Source organism: Xanthomonas vasicola pv. musacearum NCPPB 4379, from assembly GCF_000277895.2.
In the GTDB taxonomy this organism is placed as follows: domain Bacteria; phylum Pseudomonadota; class Gammaproteobacteria; order Xanthomonadales; family Xanthomonadaceae; genus Xanthomonas; species Xanthomonas vasicola.
This window is the reverse complement of sequence record NZ_CP034655.1, coordinates 2,946,812-2,970,988: the sequence shown is the minus strand read 5'-3', so window position 1 is coordinate 2,970,988 and position 24,177 is coordinate 2,946,812. Positions and strand designations below refer to the sequence as shown.

The window sequence follows — 24,177 nt, the reverse complement described above, 5'->3', positions numbered from 1 at the left end:
GCCTGATTTCACGTTCCCGATTGCTGCTCCAAACCAATCCCTAATCTCCAATCTCCAATCCTAGGGAAACTCTGAACAACTCCCCTTGATCCTGCGACAATCACACAGACGCAACGGGACAACGACGATGCAACTGACCTTCGGCGATGCGGAGTACAACGGCAAGCGCAAGCGGACGCGGCGTGAGGTGTTCTTGGCCGAGATGGACCAGGTCGTGCCGTGGAAGGATCTGCTGGCACTGATCGAACCGCACTACCCGAAGTCGGGGCAGCCGGGGCGACAGCCGTATCGGCTGGAGACGATGCTGCGCATCCACTTTTTGCAGCAGTGGTACGCACTGAGCGATCCATCGGCGGAAGAAGCACTGTACGACACGGTGTCGATGCGCCGTTTTGCGAAGATCGGCGGGCTGGATGAGGTGCCGGATGAAACGACGATTCTCAACTTCCGGCATTTGCTGGAGCGGCATGATTTGGCGCGCAAGCTGTTCAACCGGGTCAACGCGCACCTGTCGCGTAAAGGGCAGAGTCTGCGGGGCGGGACGATCGTGGATGCCACGATCATTGCGGCGCCAAGTTCGACCAAGAACAAGGATGGCGAGCGCGATCCGGACATGCACCAGACCAAGAAGGGCAACCAGTACTTCTTCGGGATGAAGGCGCACATCGGGGTGGACGATGAGTCGGGCCTGGTGCACCACGTGGAATGCACGGCGGCCAACGCAGCGGACATCACGCAGGCGCACAAGCTGCTGCACGGCAAGGAAGACACTGTGAGCGGCGACAGCGGCTACACCGGGCTGGACAAGCGCGATGAGATGAAGGGCAAGCGCACGCTGCGCTACCTGATCGCGGAGAAGCCCTCGAAGCTGAAGCAGATCAAGAATAAGCGCGAACTGAAGTTGGCCAAGCGCTGGGAGCACACCAAAGCCAGCCTGCGTGCGAAGGTGGAACACCCGTTTCGGGTGATCAAGCGTCAGTTTGGTTACGTCAAGGTGCGCTATCGCGGTTTGGCGAAGAACACCGCACAGGTGCTGACGCTGTTTGCACTATCGAATCTGTGGCTGACGCGCAAAGCGTTAATGCCTGCTGCGGGGAAGCTGTGCCTGTAATCCAGGCAACACCCCGCAAACGTGCCGAAACCGGCAAAAAATCGGCGATTTGAGCGCCCTCAGCGCGGCGGATGCGGTTGCTTCGTTTTCCGGTCGCGTTGATCAGACCATCCCTAGCTCTCCAATGCCCGACAACTCCCCAAGATTATTGACCGTCGCGGTGACCTCGCGCGCCCTGTTCGATCTTGAAGAAGGCCATGCGCTGTTCGAGGCCGATGGGGTGGAGGCGTATTCGGCGTTCCAGCGCGAGCACGAGGACGATGTCTTGCAGCCGGGCGTTGCATTCCCGGTGGTGCGCAAGCTGCTGGCGCTCAATCACGATGTGCCCGAAGATGCACCGCGCGTAGAAGTGATTCTGTTGTCGCGCAATTCTGCCGATACCGGTCTGCGCATCTTCAATTCGATCCAGCATTACAACCTGGGCATTGTGCGTGCCACGTTTACCTCGGGCCAGCCGACCTGGCCGTACGTCAAACCATTCGGCACCGATCTGTTTTTGTCGGCGAACCCGGAATCGGTGCGGCGCGCGCTAAGCCATGGCATTGCCGCGGCGACCATCATGCCGCGCGCACCGGGTGAACGCGCCGAGGCCGCCGCAGCCATCGTGGACAACGACGATAGCCGGCTGTCCACGCAGCTGCGCATCGCCTTCGATGGCGACGCGGTGATCTTCGGCGACGAGAGCGAACGCATCTCGCGCGAACAGGGCGTGGAAGCCTTCGGGCGTCACGAGCGCGAACGTGCACGCGAGCCGTTGTCGGTGGGGCCGTTTCGCAATTTCCTGTCGGCGCTGCACACCTTGCAGGCGGCGTTTCCGCCCGGTGAGGCCTCGCCGATCCGCACCGCGCTGGTCACCGCGCGCTCGGCACCGGCGCACGAGCGGGTGATTCGCACGTTGCGCGAGTGGGGCGTGCGTCTGGACGAGGCACTGTTCCTCGGCGGGCGCCATAAAGGACCGTTTCTGGAGGCGTTTGGCGCGGATATCTTCTTCGACGATTCGCAGCACAACATCGACAGCGCGCGCCAACATCAGCACGTGGCCGCCGGCCATGTGCCGCATGGCGTAGCGAACGAGGGCTAATGCAACGGCGGTCGCGTCACTCAGTGGCATCTGGCGCCGGTGCTATCCCCAACTGCAGGTCCACTACCTTCCAGCGCAACCCCTGTGGTTCCAGTACCACCTTCAGTGGTGGTTCGCCCGGGTCGCGTTCGACGTCGAGCACGAAGCGGTCCAGCGCCTCGAAGTGATGTTTGGCGTTTTTGAAAGGTCGCGCTGGCTCGGTAGGGCCGAAGGCATCGCTGCCCTGCAGTTCATTGCGGCCGCGCTTCCACAGCACATGCCCCTGCAACAGCGCGCCGACGCCGATCGGCGTCACCAGCGTATCCACCGCCGCACCACCGAGTTGGTTCCCCAGGCCATACAGCAAGGTGCCCCACGCACTGGCGGCGATGTCTGGTCCGGCTTGCCGCACCAGATAATCGTTGAGCTGGGCGCGCAGGCTGCTGCGCACGCGCGGGTAATCGACGTAGCGTTCCAATGCAGCGGTGTCGCGCTGCTCGATGGCCTTGGACAGGCCATGCATGGTCATGTAAGGCCCGCCGAACCACCACGCAGTGACGGTCAACAGGACAGCAATGAGGAGGCCGATGGTTTTTTTCATGGCGCCCAGACTGCCGCAATCGCGGCCGCCGCAGGTGAAGATCAGTGACTGGGTGAACCGCGGCCATCGCCGAAGGCGGCGACCAGACGTTGCCGTTGTGCGGTATCCAGTGCCTCTACACGGGTCTGTAGCACTTCATCCAGATTGCCGATGCGGGTGGTGCCCAGGATGCCGCAGGCCACACCCGGGTGTTGCAGGACATAAGCGAATGCCGTTTGCGCGGGGCGCTGGCTATCGATCGAAGCTACTGCACGGCGCATGTCGCGTGAGCACTGCATCAAGGCACGGCTGCTGGGCTTCAGCCAAGCGCGTGCCACATACCAGGCGTCGGCCAGGCGTGGCAGGCGCGCACGCGTGGGCAAGAGGTGGCCCTGCGCAAGCACGGTGCCGGCCAGTACGCCAACGCCCGCATTCTGCAGCTGGTCGATCAGCGGTTCACGGTCCTGCTGCAGCGCGTTGTAGTCAAGCAGCACCACATCGAAGACGTTGGGGTTGGCGATCATCCAGTGAAGGGTCGATGCCGAATGCGTATTGATACCGATGTGGCGGATCAGGCCGCGCTCGCGCAAACGCTGCATCGCCAGCAGCAGATCGTCATTGATGTCGTGCTCGCTGGCGCCATGTAGCTGGTAGATATCGAGATAGTCCAGGCCAAGATTGCGCAGCGATGCTTCGCAACTGGCAGTGATCGCTGCTGCAGAGAAGTCACGCTGTTCTGCACCATTGATACCGGCCTGGCCGGTCAAGGTACCGCCCTTGCTGGAGACGACAAGCGAATCCCGCGGATATTGCGACAGCAGGGGGCGCAGTATGCGTCCCAGACGCGGTTCCGCATGGAAGACGGAGTAGTTATGGCCGGTGTCGAGCAGGTTCACGCCCCGCGCCAGCGCGTACTCGACCACCCGTGCGGCGGCGCCTTCGTCGAAGCGGCGGTGTCCCCAAAAGCCGGAACACCCCAAACCGATCGGCGAGACCACTAGCTGGGTGCGGCCCAACGTCCTGCGCTGCTGGCCTAGCGGTAGCTCCTGCGTCATCAAAATTCCAGATCCAAGGCAGCGCACAGGTAATCGACGAACGGCGCCAGAATCACCAGGTCCGCTTCAATGGTCTGGCGCAGCCGCGGCCCGGTCATGATGCTGTCGTCCAGGTGACGCAAGTACGCCCAGTTGCGGTGTTTAAGATCGTCAATGAACTCGAAATCGTTGGGGAATCCACGCGGCGCACGCACCAGCTTTTCGCTGTCGTCCAGGGTGAATTTGCGCACCAATTTCGGGTTGTGCGCGGCGGCTTTCCAACTGCCGGGGTTATCGAAAATGAACTGGCGCAGCTTGCGTTGCGTGTCTGGTTCCGGATGCCACAAACCCGCGCCGACAAAACTTTCGCCTGGCTGCAGATGGATATAGAACGAGGGTGCCGGCATCTGGCGGCGGCGCTCATGAAACAAGCGCGCGCCTTGCCAGTTCTTGTACGGCGATTTGTCGTTGGAAAACCGCGCGTCGCGATAGATACGAAACAGCGAGCCGCCCTGGGTTTTGGGATCGGCGCGATACTGTTCGCTGACCTGCGCCAGTGCCGGCTGCAGATCGGTAATCAGCTGCAGAAACGGCTGGCGCACATGCGCCTCGTACTGATGCCGATGATCGTTGAACCATGTCTTGTCGTTGTGGCGCGCCAGGGCGCGCAGGAACTTGAAGCTGGCGTCGGAAAAGTAGGTGGTCATAGCGTGCGTTGGAGGTCCGAACCCCAGGCGGCGAGCTGGTCGAGTAGCGCTTGCTTGTTAGCATCGTCGGGGTGAGCAAGCCGTAAATCTGCGATCTGCGCGTGGTATTGCTCCAGGATGACTTCGCCCAGACCGCGATCTTCGAGCAGGCGCTGGCGGCGGTAGACGTTCCAGCGCTCCTGTTCCTCGAACGACAGTGTCTGCGGCCAGTTGCGCGCGCGATAACGGAACAGCAGTTCGATCAGGCGCGGGTCGCGAAAGCGTGACTCCAACGCGCCCAGTTCGGCCGGTGCGCTGGTGCGGACTTGTGTCAGCAGATGCTTGTCGCCTTCGGCCAGAAAGCCATCGTAGAGCGAGGCGTCGGCATCGTTGGTCGCTGCTGCAGGTGCGCGCTCGCTGCCGTAAACCTGGCGCACCTTTTCGGCAAGCGCAGGCCCCAGTTCGCGCAAGCGTGCCGCCTTGGCCAATACCGCCTCGTGATCTACACCCAGGCGCTGAAAATCCGCAGCGCGCAGATGCTGCCAGGCCACCAGCGCGGGCGACTTGTTCAGATGCACTTCTTTCAGTGGAATGCGCTGCTCGCCTTCCGGCAGATCGGCGGCGCGGATATACAGGCGGTCGGCGATCTCGTCGGGGCTCAGCCGCGACAGCACCTCCGGGTCGCCTTCCAGATCGAACACGATCACGCGGCTGTCGATGCGTGGATGGCGCGTCAGCGGCAGCACCGCAGCGGCGCATAGACGCGAGGCAGGGTAGCGTTGCGAGATATGCAGCACCGGCTGCATGGCAATGACATCCAGCAACGTGGCGGCGAAGCGCTTGTCGCGCAGGCGCAGCGCGTAGTCCCACAACTTTGGCTGATGCTGCTGGAATTTGCGTGCCATGCCGATGGTAGCGTACACGTCCGACAGCGCTTCATGCGCATCGCCTTCGCGCACATCGTTGGCATTGGCCAGGTGTTCCAGCTTGAACGATGTGGCGCCGTCTTCGCGTTGCGGCCAGACGATGCCGTCCGGACGCAGCGCATGCACCATCCGCAACACATCCAGCAGGTCCCAGCGCGAGTTTCCGCCGCGCCACTCGCGCTCGTAGGGGTCGTAGAAATTGCGGAACAGGCCGCAGCGCACGAACTCATCGTCGAAGCGGATCGAGTTGTAGCCCAGCGTGCAGGTTTGCGGGCGGCTCATCTGTTCGGCGATGCGCGCAAACGCCTCGGCCTCGGTGATGCCTTCGCGCAACGCATGTTGCGGGGTGATGCCGGTGACCATGGTGGCGTAGGGCGAGGGCAGCAGATCGTCGGCCGGTTGCACGAAGAAGCTGATTGGCTCTTCGATCACGCGCAGCTGCGCGTCGGTCCGCACCGCAGCGAACTGTGCGATGCGGGTGCGGCGCGGGTCCTGGCCGAAGGTTTCCAGGTCGTAGAACAGAAAGCTGTCAGGCATGCGGGTGCAACATCCAGATGCGCAGCGCACGGCGTATGCGCTGCCGGTGCCGCCTAGTATCCCTCATCGCGGCGCCCGCACGCTTGGGGCGGCTGTGCGGGTTGGGCTGGCCGCCCCTTTAAGCAAAGCGCCGGTGCGGTTGCCGCTGTGCCGGCTGTCGGTTTGGCTCTAGCTGGCTCGCTCGCATGTGGCGGTGGTCAGTGTCCGGGAGCTGCCGCAATGGAGTTAGAGCCAGCGACACATCCATGAGACGTCACCGAGGAAACGGCAGGGAGCCGCGCGCCAGCGTAGGCAGCGACGCCGCAGGCCACACCTGTCGCAGACCTCAGTGCGCGCCGTCCAGCGGTCCCAGGCGCGCATGCACGATTGCTTCCAACGCATCCCAATCGATGCGCGACAGATCGGTGTGTCCGCGCGTGGCCTCGACCAGAATCTCGCGCTGGATCTCGCTGCGCGCCAGCGCAATCGAATAGCGCGTGCGCAGGAACGTCACCATGGTGTAGTGCGGCACGAAGCGGGTGGGCCAGCGCGCCTGCAACTGCTGTTCAAGCTGGCGCTGCAGCAGGAAGTCGGGGTCGTCGACGCGGTCGCGCATTTCCAGGTAATTCTCCAGCGCCATTTGCTGGATCGCCGCCGCATCATCGCGGCGTGCAGCTTCGAAGGCGGCGAACGCACCGGCGAGATCGTCATGCGCATCCAGCTGATCTGCCAGCGCCACGCAATCTTCGAACGCGCAATTCATGCCCTGGCCGTGGAACGGCACCATCGCGTGTGCCGCATCGCCGATCAGCAACGCGCGGCCATCCAGATGCCAGCGGTCCAGGGTCAGGGTGCCAAGCAGTCCAGGCGGATGCTCTTCCCAATGTTCCTTGAGCTGCGGAATCAGCGGCAATGCATCGGGGAAATCGCGCGCGAACAGAGCGAATGCTTCATCGCCGGTACGCGTAGTGGCGAAGCTGGGATCGCCGGCGTTCGGCAAAAACAAGGTGACGGTGAAGGTGCCGCCATCGTTGGGCAGTGCGATGCACATGTAGTGCCCGCGCGGCCAGATGTGCAATGCGTTGCCTTCGATTCGGAAACCGCCGCCAGGCAGTGGCGGAATTTCCAGTTCCTTGTACGAGTGATCCAGGAATTCGGTGCGTTCGCCCAGCGGCGATTTGCGCTGCATCGCCGCGCGCAATGCCGAGCCGGCGCCATCGCTGCCGATCAAACTCTGGAAGTGGATTTCGTGCGGCTGGTCATCGCGGTCGTCGATAAAGCGCGCGTAGCCGGCGTCGAAGTCCACCGTATGCAGGCGGCGGTAGAAATGCACCTGTGCGCCGGCCTGTTCGGCCAGATCGAGCAGCGCGACATTCAACGCGGCGCGGTGGATCGACCAGATCACCTCGCTGTCGTCGCGCCCGTAGCGTTGCAGCTGCGGTTCGCCGACCAGCGGGTGCACCATGCGCCCACGCATCATCACTGCCTTGGCCATCACCGCCTCTTCGGCGCCGGCCTGGCGCAGCGCATGCCGGCCGCGTTCGGCCAGCGCCAGATTGATCGAGCGGCCGGACTCGTAGCCCTTGATGCGCGGATCGCCACGGCGTTCGTACACGGTGACCTGCCAGCCGCGACGCGACAGCAGGATGGCCAGCAGGCAACCGGCCAGACCGGCGCCGATCAAGGTCAGGGAACGCGGAGAAACTGGGCTCAATGCAATGTCCGGCAGCAGCCGGACGCAGTGCCGGCGAAAAGGGGAAGACAGCGACTGACAGTGACAGCCGCCCTCGCATCAGCCCTGGGCGGGCTCGGAGTGTACGTGGGCGTGCGGTGATTCTAGATGCCGGGCGGGTGGTCTGGTGGCAATGCAGTCAGCCTGCCGCGCTCAGGCAGCCGCCCAGGCTTCGACCTGGTCCACGAAGGTGTGCAGATCGCGGAAGCGGTTGTATAGCGGTACCGGCGCAATGCGGATCACGTCCGGTTCGCGCCAGTCGCCGAGCACACCGGCTGCATGCAGATGCTCGAACAGCGAGCGTCCCTGCGCGCGTCCTCCGGCCACCCGCAACGACAGCTGGCAACCGGGTCGCGCCGGCTCGGCCGGGGTGACGATCTGCAGCACCTGCGGCACGCGCGCGTGGATCAATTGCTCCAGATGCCCGGTGAGCTGTTCGGATTTGCTGCGCAGCGCGGCCATGCCGGCTTGATCGAACAACGCCAGCGATGCGCGCAGCGGTGCCAGCGCCAGCACCGGTGGGTTGCTTAGCTGCCAGCCTTCGGCGCCGGGCGAGGGCACGAACTGCGGGTCCATGCGGAATCGGGTCTGCTGCTCATGTCCCCACCAGCCGGCCATGCGCGGCAGATCGTAGTTGGCATGTCGCGTGTGCACGAAACAACCGCCCACCGCGCCGGGGCCGGCGTTGAGATATTTGTAGTGGCACCACACCGCGAAATCGACGCCATCGTCGTGCAGGGTCAGCGGGATGTTGCCCACTGCATGCGCCAGGTCAAAGCCCACCGCCGCGCCTTGCGCCTGCGCCAGCCGCACGATCTCGGCCAGGTCGAAGGCCTGACCGGTGCGGTACTGGATGCCCGGCCACAGCACCAACGCCAGGCGCTGACCGTGCTGCGCGATGGCATCGGCAATGGCAGCCATCGATAACGTGCCGTTGGGTTCATCGGCTTCCACTTCGATCAGATGCGTGGCCGGGTCCAGCCCGTGCAGTCGCAACTGCGATTCCACCGCGTGGCGGTCGGATGGGAACGCGCCGGCTTCGATCAGAATTGCGCCGCGTTCGGGCGTTGGGCGATAAAAGCTCGCCATCATCAAATGCAGATTGACGCTGAGGGTGTTCATCGCCACCACTTCGCCAGGGTGCGCGCCGACCACGCGGGCCAGCCCGTCGCGCACCAGTTGGTGATAGGTCAGCCATTGGGTGGGGCCGGTAAAGTGACCTTCCACCGCCAGCGCGCCCCACTGATCCAGCACCTCGTCCACCATCGCGCGCGCCGCGCGCGGCTGCAGGCCAAGCGAATGGCCGACGAAATAAATTTGATCCTGATTGCCGTGCTGTGGGAACACAAAGGCATCACGCAGGCTGCGCAGCGGGTCGGCGGCATCCAGTGCATCGGCATGGGCGCGGGACAGCAGGTCGGTCATCGTCGGGCTCGCAACACGGATCAGGGCGGCAGTTTACCCTCCGGCACCGTGCGCGCCGTCATGCAGGGCTGGTGCCTGGGCCGAGGCCGGTCGGGCAGGGCGCAGCAAGTGGGTGAGCGTGCCGATGCTGTCGGTGACGCGGTCGATGGTGTCGGCCAGCGCGGCGGTAGTTGGCGAACTGTCGGGCAAGGCGGCCAGCGCATCGGACAGCTGACGCTCGGCATTGCGCAAGGTGGCCGCAGCCGGGACGCCGCCGTTGCGCAGGCAATCGATCAGCTCGGACAGTGCCTGGTCGGCTTGTTGCGCAAAAGCCGGCAACGCCTCCAGCGTGGGCAGCGGGTGGCCGTCGCTTAGCACCGCCTCCAGCGACAAGGTGGCACGGATCAGCCGGTTGCCATTGGCCAGCAGCGATTCGGCCAGCTTGAGTTCCTGCAGATTGCGCCGGCTGCGTGGTTCGCCGCGCAAACGCTCGATCGAGGCCTGCGCATTGGTGCGTGCCACGCGCGCGGCGGCGCGGGTATCGCTCAGGTCGTCCATCTTGCCGAGCAACAGATGGCGCAAATGGTCGCGGTAGGCACTGAGCAACTGCGCCAGCGAGGCGCGAATCTGCCGGCGTTCGCGTGTGGGCCATAACGCGTAGGCAATCAGCGCCAGCGCGCTGCCGGCCACGGTGGCTTGCAACCGCGCGCCGACCGCTTCGCCCGGCGACACGCCTTCGAACGAGAGCAGCAGCACCAGCATGCCGGTCAGAAACGCCACGCCGATGCCGTAGTTCACCTGCGTCAGTAAACGAAACCCAAGGCAAAACAGCGCCAGCAGGACCATGCGGATGCTGGCGCCATCCATGGCCAGGTGCGCAAGCAAGGTAGCCAGCAACAGTCCGACGAAGGTGCCGGCGACACGTAATGCGCCAAAGCTGAAGGTGCCGCCGAAATCCGGCTTGAGCACGATGGCGGTGGTCATCGGAATCCAGAAGCCGTGCGGAATCTGCTGCCAGCGTTGGAAGGCGATGGCCAGTGCCAGGCACACACCGCAGCGCAAGGCGTGCCGGAAGGCCACCGACGACAGGTCCAGATTCGCCCGCAAGGTGGCCCAGGTCGCGGCTGGGCGCAGCGCTGCCGGCAGGCGCGCTTCGGCCAGTTGCGCCTGGATTTCGCCACGGCTGCTGGCCCAGTGTGCGTTGCGGATCAACGCACGCAGCTGGCCGCCCAAACCTTGCGCACGTGCCACTGCCACGCGCACCAAGCGACGTTCGCGGGTATCGGCGTTGTCGTGCTGAAACTGTGCCAAGGCACCGACCAAGTCGTCGAAGCCGGTCATCGACGCGTTGGCGGCCACCGGGTCTTCGCCCACGGTCATCGCATGCGCGAGCTGCTCCAGCACGATGGCGCTGCGTTCGAGCACGCGTTCGATCGCCGGCCGCGCCTGCGAGTCGGTCAGGCGCGTATCGGCATCGGCCAGCGACAGCAACTCCAACCGTACGCGGTCGCAGAGCTCGGCGATGATGCGAAAACTCTGCACCGCAATCGCGCGCGAGCGATGTTCGCCATGCAGCATCACCATCGCATCGAGCACTTCTTGCGTTGCCGGCGGCGCTGCACTGGCTTCCGGGCGCTGCCGCGCGATACCGGCCAGCTGGCGCATCAACTCCGCCAGTGCGAAACGCTCGGGGCGATAGCGCTGCAGCGGCCACGCCGCCAGCGCCAGCAATACCTGCAGTAAGCCGCCGGCGAAGATCAGGCCTGCCACACCGGGTGCCTGCTGCACCGGCAGTTGCATGTCTGCGCTGACGACCAGCAGGATCATGCTGGTCAGGCCGACCCGCGCTGCCACCGGGCCGAGCGCCACCAGCAAGCCGCCGCCCAGGCCGAGCAATAGGCCGGCCAGCACCAACGCTGGCGTGTTGTGGCCGACCCAGATGCCGAGCAATGCAGCCATGCCAGCCGCCAGCGCTGCCATCAGCATGCGTTGCAGGCGTGCGCGATACGGCCCCGGCTGGTCGGAAAACATGGTGTTGAGTGCGCCGCTGCACACCGCCAAGCCGGCGGCAACATGCCCGGTCGCCACGCCGATCGCCAGCGGCAAAACCACTGCGGCAGTGTTGCGCAGCGCGACGCGCAAGGGCACGTCGCGCGGTTTGAGGTCGATCAGTGCGCGCAGCATGGTGCCGATGGCGCAAGTGTCGGCGGGGATTTCATCACCGCCGACTCATTGTTCGGCGGTGGCGTAGCGCTCAGGCGCAGGGTGCACGTGTCCGCACTTGGTGCATGTGCGCAGCCCCAGCGAACGGTAGAAATGATCGAACACAGGCGGGAAGTCGGTTTCGATGTTTTTTAACGGAAACATCGCCTCGTACAACTTGTGATTGCACTGCGGGCAGTACCACTGCAGGCCATCTTGCTCATGTGGCAAACGCACGCGCTCGATCACGATGCCGATCGAGCCGGCAGCGCGTTGCGGCGAGTGCGGCACCTTGGGCGGCAGCAGAAAGATTTCACCGGCACGGATCGGGATGTCGCGCGCCACGCCATCGTCCTGCACCTTCAGCACCATCTCGCCTTCGAGCTGGAAGAACCATTCCGGGCCTTCGTCGTAATGATAGTCGGTGCGCGCGTTCGGGCCACCGACAATCATGATGATGAAGCCATCCTGCTGGATGCACTTGTTGCCCACCGGCGGCTTGAGCAGGTGGCGGTGTTCCTCGATCCAGGCATGCAGGTTGATCGGCGGAATCAGCATCGAGGGTTCCTCGGCGGAGAAGGTGTCCAGCATAGCCAACCGGCAGCCCCACATGGATGCGGCGGTTGGCCGTGCATTTGCGTGCGGCTCAGCGTTCGGCGCGATCGGCCTGGATCTTCGCCAGCGCCGCATCGTAGCGCTCCTGCAGCAACTCATGGCGGTCGATCGACATGCCAATGTCGTGTGCGCGGCCATCGCGCAAGCTATACACCCAGCCATGCACGTACAGTTCCTGGCCGCGCTCCCAGGCATCGCGCACGATGGTGGTGCGGCACACGTTGACCACCTGTTCGAGCACGTTGAGCTCGCACAGACGCGCGTGCTGCACGGGCAGATCGCCGGCGTCGTGCAGGCAGGCTTCGTGTTTGTCGGCCACGTCGGTGACGTGCCGGATCCAGTTGTCGACCAGGCCCATGCGCTTCTGGGTCAGGCTGGCGAACACGCCGCCGCAGCCGTAATGGCCAACCACCAGCACGTGTTTGACCTTGAGCACGTCCACTGCGAACTGGATCACCGACAGGCAATTCAGATCGGTATGCACCACCACGTTGGCGATATTGCGATGGACGAAGACTTCGCCCGGTGCCATATCGATGATCTGATCGGCCGGCACGCGCGAATCGGAGCAGCCGATCCACATATATTCCGGGGTTTGCTGGGTCGACAGCTTGGAAAAGAATTCCGGGTCTTCGCGGCGGATACGCTCGGACCATGCGCGGTTGTTTTCAAGTAAATGGTTGAGTTCGTTCATGCGCGAAATTTTCCAGCGACAAGGGAAGAGGGGAATGCAGAAGAGCCCTGAAACCGTGATGCGAGAAAACTCTCGGCGCGCCGCTCTCAGGCTGCGCCATCGCGTGCGCGCAATGCATCGCGCATCAGTGTGGCGACCTCGTGCGAATCGGCCGATGCCTGTTGCGCCAGCGCATCGCTCACTGCTGCGATATTGCCGGCCGGGTGGTTCTGACTCAGCTTGAAGGTCAATTCGATGCGGCTTGGGACGAAGCGGAAGCCAACCAGACCCCGCAGTTGCTTACGATGACTGTCGCGCTCCATCTCGAACTGCCAATCGCTACCGACGCGCTGCTCGAAATGCGCGCTCATGCGTGCGATCAACCCGCCCAGCGCGTCTTCATCGCTGACCTGGCTGCAGCGGCCATGCAGATGCGCAACCGCGTAGTTCCAGGTGGGCACGCGCGCCGCCGCTTCCTTGTCCAGATACCAGCTGGGCGACACGTAAGCATGCGGCCCTTGCAGCACGATCACGGCATCGCCAGGAGTGCGCGCCTGCGGATTGGGGCGTGCCCAATGGCCTTCGATCACGACAGCCTGCCCATCGCGTTGATACAGCACCGGCAAATGCGAGATCGCCGGTTGGCCGTCATCGCCCTGGCTGATCAGGGTGACGAATGCATCGCGTGCAAACAGCCAGTCCAGCAAGGCCAGATCGGTCTGCGCAAACGCGCGCGGGGCATACATATCAGGCGCGGCCGCCCATGTTCACCACCATGCGCGCACGCAGGTCGGCATCGTCGTCGCCCTGCGGCGGCGAGACTTCATGCAGCGAAAAGCCGCGGATCAGCGCGTCTTCTTCATCCAGCCCATCCAGCGCGACGAACTCGGCGTCGAACAATGCCGCGCGTGCGCTGTCTTCGCTGTCGTAGGGCAGCGTCTTGCCATCGCTGTCCAACACTTCGGCGGTGCCAGCTTCATTGACGCGCAGGCGCGCCCAGATCAGGGTGCGGCCGATCGTGGCCAGCCACCAGGAGTCGTGCGCGCCCTGCGTGGTGTCTTCGTACGTTGTCATTGCATTACCTTGGAAAGCAGGCCAAGCAGGGCCGCCATGCCCAGGCCGAAAAAAATGGTGAGCAGCGATAGCCAGGCGGGTGTGGCCAGACCGGACAGTGCACGGTCGCGGTAGCTGCGGTAACGGCGCGCCAGCAACCAGCGCAACGCCACGGGACTGATGAAGGCCGGGTCGCCGAAACTGGCCAACGCATCCGGATGACGGTCGCGCATGTGCACCAGGGTCAGCGGCCAGAAGATCAGCAGCGCGGTCAACCCGGCGACGGCGACTCCGACGAAACACAGTGCGAAGAACAGAGTCATGTTTCGTGCTCCGTGGGCCGGGCATCGAACTGGCCGATGATGTCATTGAGGCCGGCAATAGTGTCATTCAACGCATCCAACTCTTCGGCCGGGATCCACCACTCGGTGTGGTGTGCGCCGCCGACGTTTTGGATGGCATCGTGTTCGACGAACGCTGCGCTTACCTCGAACTGCGCAACATAGCCAAGCCCGCTGTCCTTGACGTTCCAGCGCGACGCAATTTCCTCGGCGTAGCGCTGGTTGGTGACTGGGTAAAAGATCGGTTGCTCAGGCAACCGTGGCGGCCAGCGGCGGTTGCCTGAGTCGCGCACCAAGGCGTATTCCTCCTGCCCCAGCGGGTGGTACATGGTGACCGTGGCCGCCGCATCCGTCACCTCAGAACTCCGCGCTGCCCGGCGCGCGCGGGTAGGGGATCGCGTCGCGGATGTTGCTCAGCCCGCACACGTACACCACCAAACGCTCGAAGCCCAGGCCGAAGCCGGCATGCGGCACCGAGCCGTAACGACGGAAGTCGCGGTACCAGCTGTAGTGCTCCTTATCCAGGCCAAACTGCGCCATGCGCGCGTCGAGCACGTCCAGGCGCTCTTCGCGCTGGCTGCCGCCGATGATTTCGCCGATGCCCGGCGCCAGCACGTCCATCGCCGCAACGGTCTTGCCGTCGTCGTTCAAGCGCATATAGAACGCTTTGATGTGCTCGGGATAGTTGGTCACCACCACTGGGCGGCCGATGTGTTCTTCGGTCAACCAGCGCTCGTGCTCGGTCTGCAGGTCCAGGCCCCATTCCACCGGAAAATCGAATTTCTTGCCGGAGTTCTGCAGCAACTTCACTGCGTCGGTGTAGTCGATCTGCTCGAACGGTGCATTGATGAACGCTTCGAGCTTGGCGATTGCGTTCTTGTCCACGCGCTCGGCCAGGAACGCCAGGTCGTCGCCACGCTCGTCGAGCACTGCACGGAACAGGTACTTGAGGAACTGCTCGGCCAGACGCGCGTCTTCGGCCAGATCGGCGAAGGCGATTTCCGGCTCGATCATCCAAAATTCGGCCAGATGGCGTGTGGTGTGGCTGTTTTCGGCACGGAAGGTCGGGCCGAAGGTGTAGACCTTGCTCAGCGCCAGGCAGTACGCCTCCACATTGAGCTGGCCGGACACAGTCAGGAAGGTTTCCTTGCCGAAGAAATCGCGGCTGAAATCCACATTGCCGCTGCCATCGCGCGGCAGGTTGACCATGTCCAGCGTGGAAACACGGAACATCTGCCCGGCGCCTTCTGCGTCGGAGGTGGTGATGATCGGTGTGCTGATCCAGTTGAAGCCGTTCTGATGGAAGAAGCGGTGCACCGCCTGCGCCAGACAGTTGCGGATGCGGGTGACCGCACCGAACAGGTTGGTGCGCGGACGCAGATGCGCCACTTCGCGCAGGAACTCCGGCGACATCGGTTTGGGCTGGATCGGATAGGTCAGCGGGTCTTCGACCCAACCGACAATCTCCACACCGCTGGCCTGGATCTCGAACGACTGGCCCTTGCCCTGCGACTTCACCAACACACCCTTGGCGATCAGCGAGCAGCCGCTGGTCAGGCGCTTGACCTCATCGAAATTGGGCAGCGTATCGTTGGCCACTACCTGGATCGGAGCGAAGCACGAGCCGTCGGTTACGTTGATGAAGGCCAGCCCGGCAGATCCGCGCAATGTGCGCACCCACCCCCGTACCGTGACTTCGCCGCCGTCGGGGAGCTTCCCCGCAAGCGCATGTTCAACGCTGACCACCGTCATGACTGTTCCTCGCCGTAGCGACCTTGAATGGTCTGCGAGTTTACTGGCTGCGACTGCGCCGGCGCGAGCGTCTGAACGGGTTGCCGACGGCTGCGCTTGTCGCAGGCGCGTGCTGCCCCCATCTGTTGCAGACGCCGCCGCTCAGCATTGCGCCGGGTCGTTGCGGCCTCGTTATACTTGCCACCACTGTTTTGGAGTGCCCCCATGGCCGTCAGCCTCACCCCCGCCGCGCTGGAGCGCGTGCAGCGTTTCGTGCAGCAGACCCCGGGTGCGTTGGGTCTGCGCTTTGGCGTGACCAAGACCGGTTGTTCCGGCTGGGGCCATGTCACCGACCTGGCGCGCGAGGCGCGCGACGACGACGCGGTATTCGAACAGGGCGGGGTGCGCATCTTCGTCGACCCCACCAGCCTGCCGCTGGTGGATGGCACCTGCATCGACTTCGGCAAGCACGGCCTCAGCGAGACGTTTACCTTCAGCAATCCCAACGCGACCGCCGAATGCGGCTGCGGGGAAAGCTTTACCACGGCGGACGAGCATCGCTGAGCCCGCCAGCGCGCTATCCCTTCTCCCTGCGGGACATTGTCCTCCTTCATGGGGGAGAAGGTGCCCCGTAGACGCGGATGATGGTGCGGCGCGAAGCCTCGCGTGGTTGAACGACATGCGTGGCTTTGCCCCGTACCCTCACCCCAACCCCTCTCCCGCAGGAGAGGGCATTGAAAGTCTCCCCCCTTGCTCGGTCAGTTGCGGCTAACCGCCTGAACTGCCATAATTTCCTGCTTCCTGCCCGGTTCCGGGTGGAACCCTTGCTCCACCGGCCGCTTGCGCGGATGTCCGGGGAGCTGTCCGGCCCACGTGGCCACATCCGAAAGGTAAAACAACATGAGTCGTCATTACGAAGTCGTGTTCCTGGTCCATCCGGACCAGAGCGAGCAGGTCCCGGCCATGATCGAGCGCTACAAGTCGCTGATCGAGGGCGGTAACGGCACCATCCATCGTCTGGAAGACTGGGGCCGCCGTCAGCTGGCCTACCCGATCCAGAACCTGGTGAAGGCGCACTACGTGCTGCTCAACATCGAAGTCGACCAGGCCGTGCTGAGCGAGCTGGTGGAAAGCTTCCGCTTCAACGATGCGGTGCTGCGTCACCTGGTCGTCAAGCGCGATGGCCCGGACACCGAGCAGTCGCTGATCATGAAGAGCAAGGACGAGAAGGGCGACAAGCCCGAGCGTAGCGAGCGTCGTCGTCGTGACGATGAAGAGGGCGATGCCCCCGCTGCCACCGATACCGACGGCGACAACGCCGAAGCCGCTTAAGGAGCGCTGTCATGTCCAAGTTCTTCCGTCGTCGCAAGTTCTGCAAGTTCACCGCCGAGGGCGTCAAAGAGATCGATTACAAGGATCTCAACACCCTGCGCCAGTACCTCACCGAGAACGGCAAGATCGTGCCGAGCCGCGTGACCGGTACCAAGTCCAAGTATCAGCGTCAGCTGGCGACGGCCGTCAAGCGCTCGCGTTTCCTGGCGCTGATCCCGTACACGGACAACCACGACGTTTAAGTCGTTGATGTGACTCCCTCACAAAGGCCCGCAAGGCTTTGTGTGAGTCCCTCACAGAAGCCCGCACATCCATGTGCGGGTGATTGAATTGATAGACGCCTGGTGATTGGAGATGCGGTGTTGATCGTGCTCTTGCGATTCCCAAATCCCGATTCCCGAATCCCGTCTTTTCGGACAGCACCCGTTGCGCCCGCCACATGCCGGCGCTAACGAATAACGGAGCACCACCATGGATCTGATTCTTCTGCAGAAAGTGACCAACCTGGGCAACCTGGGCGACAAGGTCAGTGTCAAGCCGGGCTACGGCCGTAACTTCCTCGTGCCGCAGGGCAAGGCCGTGCCGGCCACCGCTGCGAACGTCGAAGCGTTCGAAACCAAGCGCGCCGAGTACGAAGCCAAGGCGAACAGCATCCTTGCCGACGCACAGAGCCGCGCCACCAAGTTCGAAGGCGCCAGCGTCACCATCGGTGCGCACGCGTCGACCGAAGGCAAGCTGTACGGCTCGGTTGGCCCGCGCGACATCGCCGAGGCGTTCACCGCCGCCGGCCTGCCGCTGGAAAAGAGCGAAGTGATCCTGGGCGAAGGCGCATTCCGCAATGTCGGCGAGTACGACGTTGTGCTGCACCTGCACGCAGACGTGGAAACCACGGTCAAGGTCATCGTCGAATCCGACGCCTGATCCAAGCCGTATGTGTGATCCGAAGGGCGCCTTGTTAGGCGCCCTTCGTTTTTGGGGCGCCGCCGCCAGTGCTGGCATGCCCGTTATACTCATGCCCCATTGCCGGTTCCACGGCCCGCAGATCTTATGGATCAAGGGCTTGGGCGCTGGCTTCACAGGAAAAAGCGCCTGCCGGCTTGGTCCGCGCGGTGCCCGGAATCTCCAGTCCCCATGCGCCTGTCTACGATCAAGCTGTCCGGTTTCAAGTCGTTCGTCGACCCGACCACGTTGCACCTGCCCACCAATATGACCGGCATCGTCGGCCCCAATGGTTGCGGCAAGTCCAACATCATCGATGCGGTACGCTGGGTGATGGGCGAAAGCTCGGCCAGCCGCCTGCGCGGCGACTCGCTGACCGACGTGATCTTCTCCGGCTCGTCGGCGCGCAAGCCGGTGTCGCAGGCGACGGTGGAGCTGATCTTCGACAATTCCGATCACACCATCAGCGGTGAGTTCGCCTCGTTCAACGAGATCTCGGTCAGGCGCCTGGTCAGCCGCGATGGCACCAGTGCGTACTACCTCAACGGCACCAAGTGCCGCCGCCGCGATATTACCGATCTGTTTTTAGGCACCGGTCTGGGGCCGCGCAGCTACTCGATCATCGAGCAGGGCATGATCAGCCAGATCATCGAAGCGCGCCCGGAAGATCTGCGCGTGTATCTGGAAGAAGCCGCCGGCATTTCCAAGTACAAGGAACGCCGCAAGGAAACCGAAACGCGTATTCGGCATACTCGCGAAAACCTCGACCGCCTGGGCGACCTGCGCGAAGAAATCACCAAGCAGCTGGCGCATCTGCAGCGCCAGGCGCGGCAGGCCGAGCAGTACCAAGCGTTGCAGGAAGAGCGCCGGATCAAGGATGCCGAGTGGAAGGCGCTGGAATACCGCGGCCTGGATGGACAGCTACAGGGCCTGCGCGAAAAGTTGAATCAGGAAGAGACCCGCCTGCAGCAATTTATCGCCGAACAACGCGATGCCGAAGCGCGTATCGAGACCGGCCGCGTGCGCCGCGAAGAGGCCGCCGAAGCGGTGGCCAAGGCGCAGGCCGATGTCTACCAGGTCGGTGGTGCGTTGGCGCGCATCGAGCAGCAGATCCAGCATCAGCGCGAACTCTCGCATCGCTTGCACAAGGCGCGCGATGAGGCGCAGAGCCAGCTGCAGGAATTGACCCAGCACATCAGCGGCGACTCGGCCAAATTGAGTGTGCTGCGCGAAGCGGTGGCCGCTGCCGAGCCGCAACTGGAACAACTGCGCGAAGACCACGAATTCCGCCAGGAGTCGCTGCGTGAAGCCGAAGCGCGGCTGGCCGACTGGCAGCAACGTTGGGAGACGCATAACCGCGATACCGGCGAAGCCTCGCGCGCCGGCGAAGTGGAGCGCACGCGCGTCGATTACCTGGACCGCCAGGCGCTGGAAGCCGATCGTCGCCGCGAAGCGTTGGTCAACGAACGTGCCGGGCTGGACCTGGATGCGTTGGCCGAGGCGTTCGAGCAGATCGAACTGCGCCATGAAACGCAGAAGACCTCGTTGGATGGATTGACCGAGCAGGTCGAGGCGCGCAAGCACGCGCTCGGCGGGCTGCAGGAACAGCAGCGTGCCAGCCAGGGCGAGCTGGCCGACGTGCGCAAGCAGGCACAGGCTGCGCGTGGCCGGCTATCGTCGCTGGAAACCTTGCAGCAAGCCGCACTCGGTCAGGAGCAGGGCGCCGCAGTGGCATGGCTGAAGTCGCGCGGGTTGGATTCTGCAGCGCGCGTCGGCGAGCGCATCAGCGTGGAAAGCGGCTGGGAAAATGCAGTTGAAGGCGCCTTGGAGCAGTTGATCGAAGGCGTGCTGGTGGATGCGCCGGAGCAACTGGTCGATGCGCTGGGTGAATTAGGCGATGGCCGCATCGCGCTGGTGTCCAGCGCGACGGATGACGCGCGCTTCGCGCCGACCTCGTTGGCCGCCAAGGTGCAGGGGCCGATCGCGATCCGGCGCCTGCTCGCGCGCTTGCACACCGCTGAGGATCTGGACGCCGCGCGTACTCTGCAACGCAGCCTGCCCGAAGGCGATTCCGTCATCACCCGCAGTGGTGAGCGGCTGGGCGAGGGCTGGGTGCGCGTCTCACGCTCCGGCGCGGCCAAGCAGGGCGCGCTGCTGCGCGAGCGCGAGATTCAGGAGTTGCGCACGCAGATCGAAACCTTGCAGGAGCGCGAAGCCGAGCTGGAGCATCAGCTCGCCAGTTTCCGCGAACAACTGCTGGCGGCCGAGCAGCAACGCGAGGACGCACAGCGCCAGCTGTACATGGCGCATCGCAGCGTCTCCGAACTCGCTGGGCAATTGCAGAGTCAGCAAGGCAAGGTGGATGCGGCGCGCACGCGCATCGAGCGCATCGAAACCGAGCTGTCGCAGCTGCTGGAAACCCTGGACACCAGCCGCGAACAGGCACGCGAGGCGCGCGCCAAGCTCGAAGATGCGGTCACCTTGATGGGCGATCTGCAGGGCACGCGCGAAGCGCTGGAAAGCGAGCGTCGTCAGCTCACCGATGCACGCGATCAAGCGCGCGATGCCGCACGCGGCGTGCGCGATGCGATGCATGCACTGGCGCTGACGCTGGAGTCGCAACGTACCCAGATTGCGTCCCTGAGCCAGACGCTGGAGCGCATGGACAGCCAGCGCGGCCAGCTCGACACGCGCCTGGAAGACCTTGTCGCACAGCTCAGTGAAGGCGATTCGCCGGTGGAAACGCTGGAGCACGAACATCAAGCCGCCTTGAGCGAGCGCGTGCGCACCGAACGCGCGCTGGGCGAAGCGCGCACCATGCTCGACAGCATCGACAGCGAGCTACGCAGCTTCGAACAAACCCGTCAGCAGCGCGACGAACAGGCGCTGGCGCAGCGCGAACGCATTTCGCAGCGCAAGCTCGATCAACAGGCGCTGGTGCTCAACGCCGAGCAGTTGGCGGCAGCGGTAGTCAAAGCCGGTTTCGTGCTTGAAGACGTGGTCAACGGGTTGCCCGAGTCGGCCAACCTGGCCGAATGGGAAGCAACCGTCGGCCAGATCGACGGGCGCATGCGGCGCCTGGAGCCGGTCAACCTGGCCGCCATCCAGGAATACGGCGAGGCCGCGCAGCGCTCCGAATATCTGGACGCGCAGAACCTGGACCTCAATACCGCGCTGGAAACGCTGGAAGAAGCCATCCGCAAGATCGACCGCGAAACCCGCGGCCGTTTCAAGGACACCTTCGACCGCGTCAACTCAGGCGTGCAGGCGTTGTATCCGCGGCTGTTCGGCGGCGGGCATGCGTATCTGGAGCTCACTGGCGAAGACCTGCTCGACACCGGCGTGACCATCATGGCGCGTCCGCCGGGCAAGCGCGTGTCGAGCATTTCGCTGCTCTCCGGCGGCGAGAAGGCGATGACCGCGGTGGCGCTGGTGTTTGCGATCTTCCAGCTCAACCCTGCGCCGTTCTGCCTGCTCGACGAGGTGGACGCGCCGCTGGACGAAGCCAATGTCGGCCGCCTGGCCAACATGGTGCGCGAGATGAGCGAGAAGGTGCAGTTCCTGTTCGTCAGCCACAACAAGGCCACGATGGAAGCCGCGCGTCAGCTCTCCGGCGTGACCATGCGCGAGCCGGGCGTCAGCCGCCTGGTCAGCGTGGACCTGGAAGAAGCCGCACGTTTGGCGGGTGCGGCATGACGTGCCATGCTTATTGGAATATAGACACCTGTCACTCTTATGCGGAGGCACGCTGAATGTCCGACATGGCCATGATCCGGATCGGGATCCTGATCGCTGGACTGCTGCTGGTCGCGGCCATCTTCCTGTTTGGTCGCCCGAAGAAATCGCCGCAAGGGCGCCGGGTCGACAAGGACGAAGGCCAGCCGCGCGAACGGCGCGAACCGGTGATTTCCAGCGAGTTCGGTGCGGAAGGTGACGCAGCAGAACGCGCGGAAGGCATCGAGCAGAGCGAGCTCAACCTGGAGGGGCATGATGCTTCCGGCGGCAACGAGGTGGGCAAGCGCCCGAACCAGGATTTCGACAAGATCGTGTCGTTGTTCGTTGCCGCCAAGGCGGGCCAGGTGCTGCGTGGCGAAGACGTGGTGGTGGCCGCCGAGAAGACCGGGCTGGTGTTCGGCCACATGAACGTGTTTCACCGCCTGGTGGAAGGGCACCCGGAGCGCGGACCGATCTTCAGCATGGCCAGCATCCTCAAGCCCGGCAGTTTCGACATGGCCAACATCCGCGAGATGCAGACGCCGGCGATTGCGTTCTTCCTCACGCTGCCGGCGCCGATGACCGCGCTGGATGCCTGGGAAAAAATGCTGCCCACCGTGCAGCGCATGGCCGAACTGCTCGATGGCGTGGTGCTGGACGACAGCCGCAACGCATTGGGCCGCCAGCGTGTGGCGCATATCCGCGACGAGTTGCGTGCCTATGACCGCCAGCATCAGGCACCGCCGCTGACCAAGTCGCCGCGCTGGTGAGTTGAAATGTTGAGTTTGCAGGGCGTGTTGGCGGTGGCGTTGTTGCTGGTCTTGTGGGCGATCTTGGCAATGCCGCTGCTGTGGATATTTACCAGGATCGCCACGCGCCTGCGCAAACGCCCGCGGAATTCACCCTGGCTGGTCGTGGGCTTTGCTGCGGTGATTACGTTGCTGGTCGCGCCGGTGCCAACGCCCTTCGTCAGCGTGTTCATGCCGCATGCCATCGCCCTGTTGGATCGCCGCTACTACCTGCACATCCTGCAAGGCCCACCGATGCTGCGCGAGCTGCTGCTATGGAACGCCGGCTCGATGGCACTGACTTTCGTGATCAGTTATTTCTGGATCCGGCGCACGCTGCGGGCACCGGAGCCTGAGGCGGTTGATCAGTAGAAATCCAGGGCCCCTCTCCCCGCGGCAGAGGGGTTTGGGGCGAGGGTCCGGGCGAAGCACTCGTGCAGTTGAACAACGCCAGGCTTCGCTGGCACCCTCATCCGCCCCTTGCGGGCACCTTCTCCCCCGTGGAAGCCGGGCAATATCCCAAGGGAAGAAGGTGAGCGGTCACAGCAAAGCCATTTTCTTCCAAAGAAGAAAGGTTAGCGCTTGGCCTTACCGAACGCCTCGCGAAAGCGCAGCATTTCCGCCTCGGTGCCGACGCTGACGCGCACGCGCTTGGGCCAGATCGGCCAGCTGCGGCCGACGATGACGCCCTGCTTTTGCATCGAATCGGCGAACACGCTTGCATCGCGCTTGACGTTCAGCAGGAAGCAGCTGGCTTGCGAGGGTAGGCAGGTGTAGCCCTTGCCCTTGAGCCAGGCGATGGTTTCGTCGCGCACGCGTGCGTTGTCGGCGCGGCGGGTCTGTACCAGTAGCGGGTCGCGCAGGCTGGCGATGCCGGCGGCCATCGCCGGAACCGACAACGGGTTGCTGCCGAATGCGGCGAGTTTGGTTTGCAGGCCGGGCGGGGCCAGGGCGGCGCCCAGGCGCAGGCCGGCCATGCCGTACAGCTTGGAAAAGCTGCGCAGCACGATCAGATCCTGGCGCTGACGCACCAGATCGGCCACCGACGGCTCGTTGCTGTAGTGGATGTACGCCTCGTCCACCACCAGCACGGCGCTGGCCGGCTTGTTGGCCAGCAGCCATTCGATGTCGGCGCGCGCAGTGATCGAGCCGCTGGCGTTGCCTGGGTTGCACAGATAGATCAGGCCGGCGGTCGGGTCGGCCTTGGCCATTGCCTTGACGTCGTGCGCGCCGTCGGCACGCAGCGGCACCTTGCGCACGGCCACGCCGCGGGCAATAGCGCTTTCGACCAATGGGTCAAAGCTCGGGTCGGCCACCACCAGCCCGGCGCGCGCGGAGGTCAACAGGCTGGCAGCCAGGTTCAGCGCGTCGCGCGAGCCGTGGAACAGCGACAGGTGATCGTTCGGCAGCTGCAGCTCGCCGGTCATCAGGTTGCGCAGATCCTGCTCCATCTCGAGCAGGTAGCGGCCCGAGCGCGGCAGCGAACGCGTGGCAGCATCAATCGCCGCCGGGGTAGGTCCGAGCGGGTGCTCATTGAGGTTGAGGTACACCGTGCCGGCCGCTGCGGCCACGCCAGGGGTTGCCGGTGCCGCAGCGCGCTTGCGGGCCGCCTCGGCCGTGGGTGCTAGCCCCAGTGCGGAAACCGCCACGCCGGTGGTGGCCAGGCTGAGAAACGAACGGCGCGAGACGGGCAACGACACGGTTGAACTCCAGAGGCGGCGGCAAAGAGGGCGCCACGCT

At 64.2% G+C, this 24,177-nt stretch carries 24 protein-coding genes; 9 read left to right on the top strand and 15 right to left on the bottom strand.

Going from position 1 to position 24,177, the window contains the following annotated elements; translation table 11 throughout:
• Positions 1–127: 127 nt before the first annotated feature.
• A complete protein-coding gene (locus tag KWO_RS13805; protein WP_017113471.1) occupies positions 128–1,111 on the top strand; it encodes an IS5 family transposase in 984 nt (327 codons plus the stop codon).
• A gap of 124 nt (positions 1,112–1,235) precedes the next feature.
• Complete coding sequence (locus KWO_RS13800) at positions 1,236–2,192, top strand: 5'-nucleotidase (protein WP_010366538.1); 957 nt, start codon at positions 1,236–1,238, stop codon at positions 2,190–2,192.
• Between the two features lie 16 nt (positions 2,193–2,208).
• On the opposite strand, the gene KWO_RS13795 is transcribed toward KWO_RS13800, so the two are convergent.
• The 14 genes from KWO_RS13795 to asnS form a co-directional block, all read right to left on the bottom strand.
• On the bottom strand, positions 2,209–2,772 hold the full coding sequence (locus KWO_RS13795; protein ID WP_010379571.1) for a DUF2939 domain-containing protein: 564 nt from the start codon (positions 2,770–2,772) through the stop codon (positions 2,209–2,211).
• A gap of 41 nt (positions 2,773–2,813) precedes the next feature.
• On the bottom strand, positions 2,814–3,806 hold the full coding sequence (locus KWO_RS13790) for an aldo/keto reductase (RefSeq protein WP_010366544.1): 993 nt from the start codon (positions 3,804–3,806) through the stop codon (positions 2,814–2,816).
• A complete protein-coding gene (locus KWO_RS13785; RefSeq protein WP_010379572.1) occupies positions 3,806–4,492 on the bottom strand; it encodes a DUF2461 domain-containing protein in 687 nt (228 codons plus the stop codon). The genes KWO_RS13790 and KWO_RS13785 overlap by 1 nt, the downstream gene beginning before the upstream one ends.
• Positions 4,489–5,934, bottom strand: coding sequence for an exodeoxyribonuclease I (gene sbcB / locus KWO_RS13780; RefSeq protein ID WP_010379573.1), 1,446 nt, complete (start codon positions 5,932–5,934; stop codon positions 4,489–4,491). The genes KWO_RS13785 and sbcB overlap by 4 nt, the downstream gene beginning before the upstream one ends.
• A 325-nt stretch (positions 5,935–6,259) precedes the next feature.
• Positions 6,260–7,627: an FAD-dependent oxidoreductase gene (locus tag KWO_RS13775; RefSeq protein WP_017113389.1), complete on the bottom strand. Its 1,368-nt coding sequence runs from the start codon at positions 7,625–7,627 to the stop codon at positions 6,260–6,262.
• Positions 7,628–7,798: 171 nt separating this feature from the next.
• Positions 7,799–9,070: a kynureninase gene (gene kynU / locus KWO_RS13770; RefSeq protein ID WP_010379574.1), complete on the bottom strand. Its 1,272-nt coding sequence runs from the start codon at positions 9,068–9,070 to the stop codon at positions 7,799–7,801.
• 33 nt (positions 9,071–9,103) lie between these two features.
• Positions 9,104–11,233, bottom strand: coding sequence for an FUSC family protein (locus tag KWO_RS13765; RefSeq protein ID WP_017113390.1), 2,130 nt, complete (start codon positions 11,231–11,233; stop codon positions 9,104–9,106).
• A gap of 45 nt (positions 11,234–11,278) precedes the next feature.
• On the bottom strand, positions 11,279–11,809 hold the full coding sequence (locus KWO_RS13760) for a 3-hydroxyanthranilate 3,4-dioxygenase (RefSeq protein WP_026112524.1): 531 nt from the start codon (positions 11,807–11,809) through the stop codon (positions 11,279–11,281).
• An 88-nt stretch (positions 11,810–11,897) separates the two neighbouring features.
• Positions 11,898–12,560: a carbonate dehydratase gene (gene can, locus KWO_RS13755; RefSeq protein WP_017113603.1), complete on the bottom strand. Its 663-nt coding sequence runs from the start codon at positions 12,558–12,560 to the stop codon at positions 11,898–11,900.
• Between the two features lie 86 nt (positions 12,561–12,646).
• On the bottom strand, positions 12,647–13,285 hold the full coding sequence (locus KWO_RS13750; RefSeq protein ID WP_010379580.1) for an FMN-binding negative transcriptional regulator: 639 nt from the start codon (positions 13,283–13,285) through the stop codon (positions 12,647–12,649).
• A 1-nt stretch (position 13,286) separates the two neighbouring features.
• Positions 13,287–13,613, bottom strand: a complete 327-nt coding sequence (locus tag KWO_RS13745) for a hypothetical protein (RefSeq protein WP_010366566.1) — start codon at positions 13,611–13,613, stop codon at positions 13,287–13,289.
• On the bottom strand, positions 13,610–13,915 hold the full coding sequence (locus tag KWO_RS13740; protein ID WP_010366568.1) for a hypothetical protein: 306 nt from the start codon (positions 13,913–13,915) through the stop codon (positions 13,610–13,612). Before KWO_RS13740 ends, KWO_RS13745 begins: the two co-directional genes overlap by 4 nt.
• Entirely contained in the window at positions 13,912–14,262 is a 351-nt protein-coding gene (locus tag KWO_RS13735) for a hypothetical protein (protein ID WP_017113602.1), read from the bottom strand. The genes KWO_RS13740 and KWO_RS13735 overlap by 4 nt, the downstream gene beginning before the upstream one ends.
• 28 nt (positions 14,263–14,290) lie before the next feature.
• Complete coding sequence (gene asnS, locus KWO_RS13730) at positions 14,291–15,685, bottom strand: asparagine--tRNA ligase (RefSeq protein WP_010379582.1); 1,395 nt, start codon at positions 15,683–15,685, stop codon at positions 14,291–14,293.
• Positions 15,686–15,889: 204 nt separating this feature from the next.
• Here asnS and KWO_RS13720 point away from each other — a divergent pair, with 204 nt between their 5' ends.
• The 7 genes from KWO_RS13720 to KWO_RS13690 all read left to right on the top strand — a co-directional run bounded on the left by KWO_RS13720 (position 15,890) and on the right by KWO_RS13690 (position 22,809).
• Complete coding sequence (locus KWO_RS13720) at positions 15,890–16,228, top strand: HesB/IscA family protein (RefSeq protein ID WP_010366576.1); 339 nt, start codon at positions 15,890–15,892, stop codon at positions 16,226–16,228.
• Between the two features lie 336 nt (positions 16,229–16,564).
• Positions 16,565–16,996, top strand: a complete 432-nt coding sequence (gene rpsF / locus KWO_RS13715; protein ID WP_005991245.1) for a 30S ribosomal protein S6 — start codon at positions 16,565–16,567, stop codon at positions 16,994–16,996.
• Positions 16,997–17,007: 11 nt separating this feature from the next.
• Positions 17,008–17,238 carry a 30S ribosomal protein S18 gene (gene rpsR / locus KWO_RS13710; protein ID WP_005991243.1) on the top strand — a complete coding sequence of 77 codons (231 nt, stop codon included), beginning with the start codon at positions 17,008–17,010 and terminating at the stop codon, positions 17,236–17,238.
• Positions 17,239–17,467: 229 nt separating this feature from the next.
• Positions 17,468–17,917, top strand: coding sequence for a 50S ribosomal protein L9 (gene rplI, locus KWO_RS13705; RefSeq protein ID WP_010379584.1), 450 nt, complete (start codon positions 17,468–17,470; stop codon positions 17,915–17,917).
• A 210-nt stretch (positions 17,918–18,127) separates the two neighbouring features.
• Complete coding sequence (gene smc / locus KWO_RS13700) at positions 18,128–21,631, top strand: chromosome segregation protein SMC (protein ID WP_010379585.1); 3,504 nt, start codon at positions 18,128–18,130, stop codon at positions 21,629–21,631.
• A 56-nt stretch (positions 21,632–21,687) separates the two neighbouring features.
• Positions 21,688–22,419 carry a cell division protein ZipA gene (gene zipA, locus KWO_RS13695; protein WP_010366586.1) on the top strand — a complete coding sequence of 244 codons (732 nt, stop codon included), beginning with the start codon at positions 21,688–21,690 and terminating at the stop codon, positions 22,417–22,419.
• Positions 22,420–22,425: 6 nt separating this feature from the next.
• Positions 22,426–22,809, top strand: coding sequence for a hypothetical protein (locus KWO_RS13690; RefSeq protein WP_010366588.1), 384 nt, complete (start codon positions 22,426–22,428; stop codon positions 22,807–22,809).
• A 203-nt stretch (positions 22,810–23,012) separates the two neighbouring features.
• On the opposite strand, the gene KWO_RS13685 is transcribed toward KWO_RS13690, so the two are convergent.
• Positions 23,013–24,137, bottom strand: a complete 1,125-nt coding sequence (locus KWO_RS13685; RefSeq protein WP_010379587.1) for a pyridoxal phosphate-dependent aminotransferase — start codon at positions 24,135–24,137, stop codon at positions 23,013–23,015.
• Positions 24,138–24,177 lie beyond the last annotated feature (40 nt).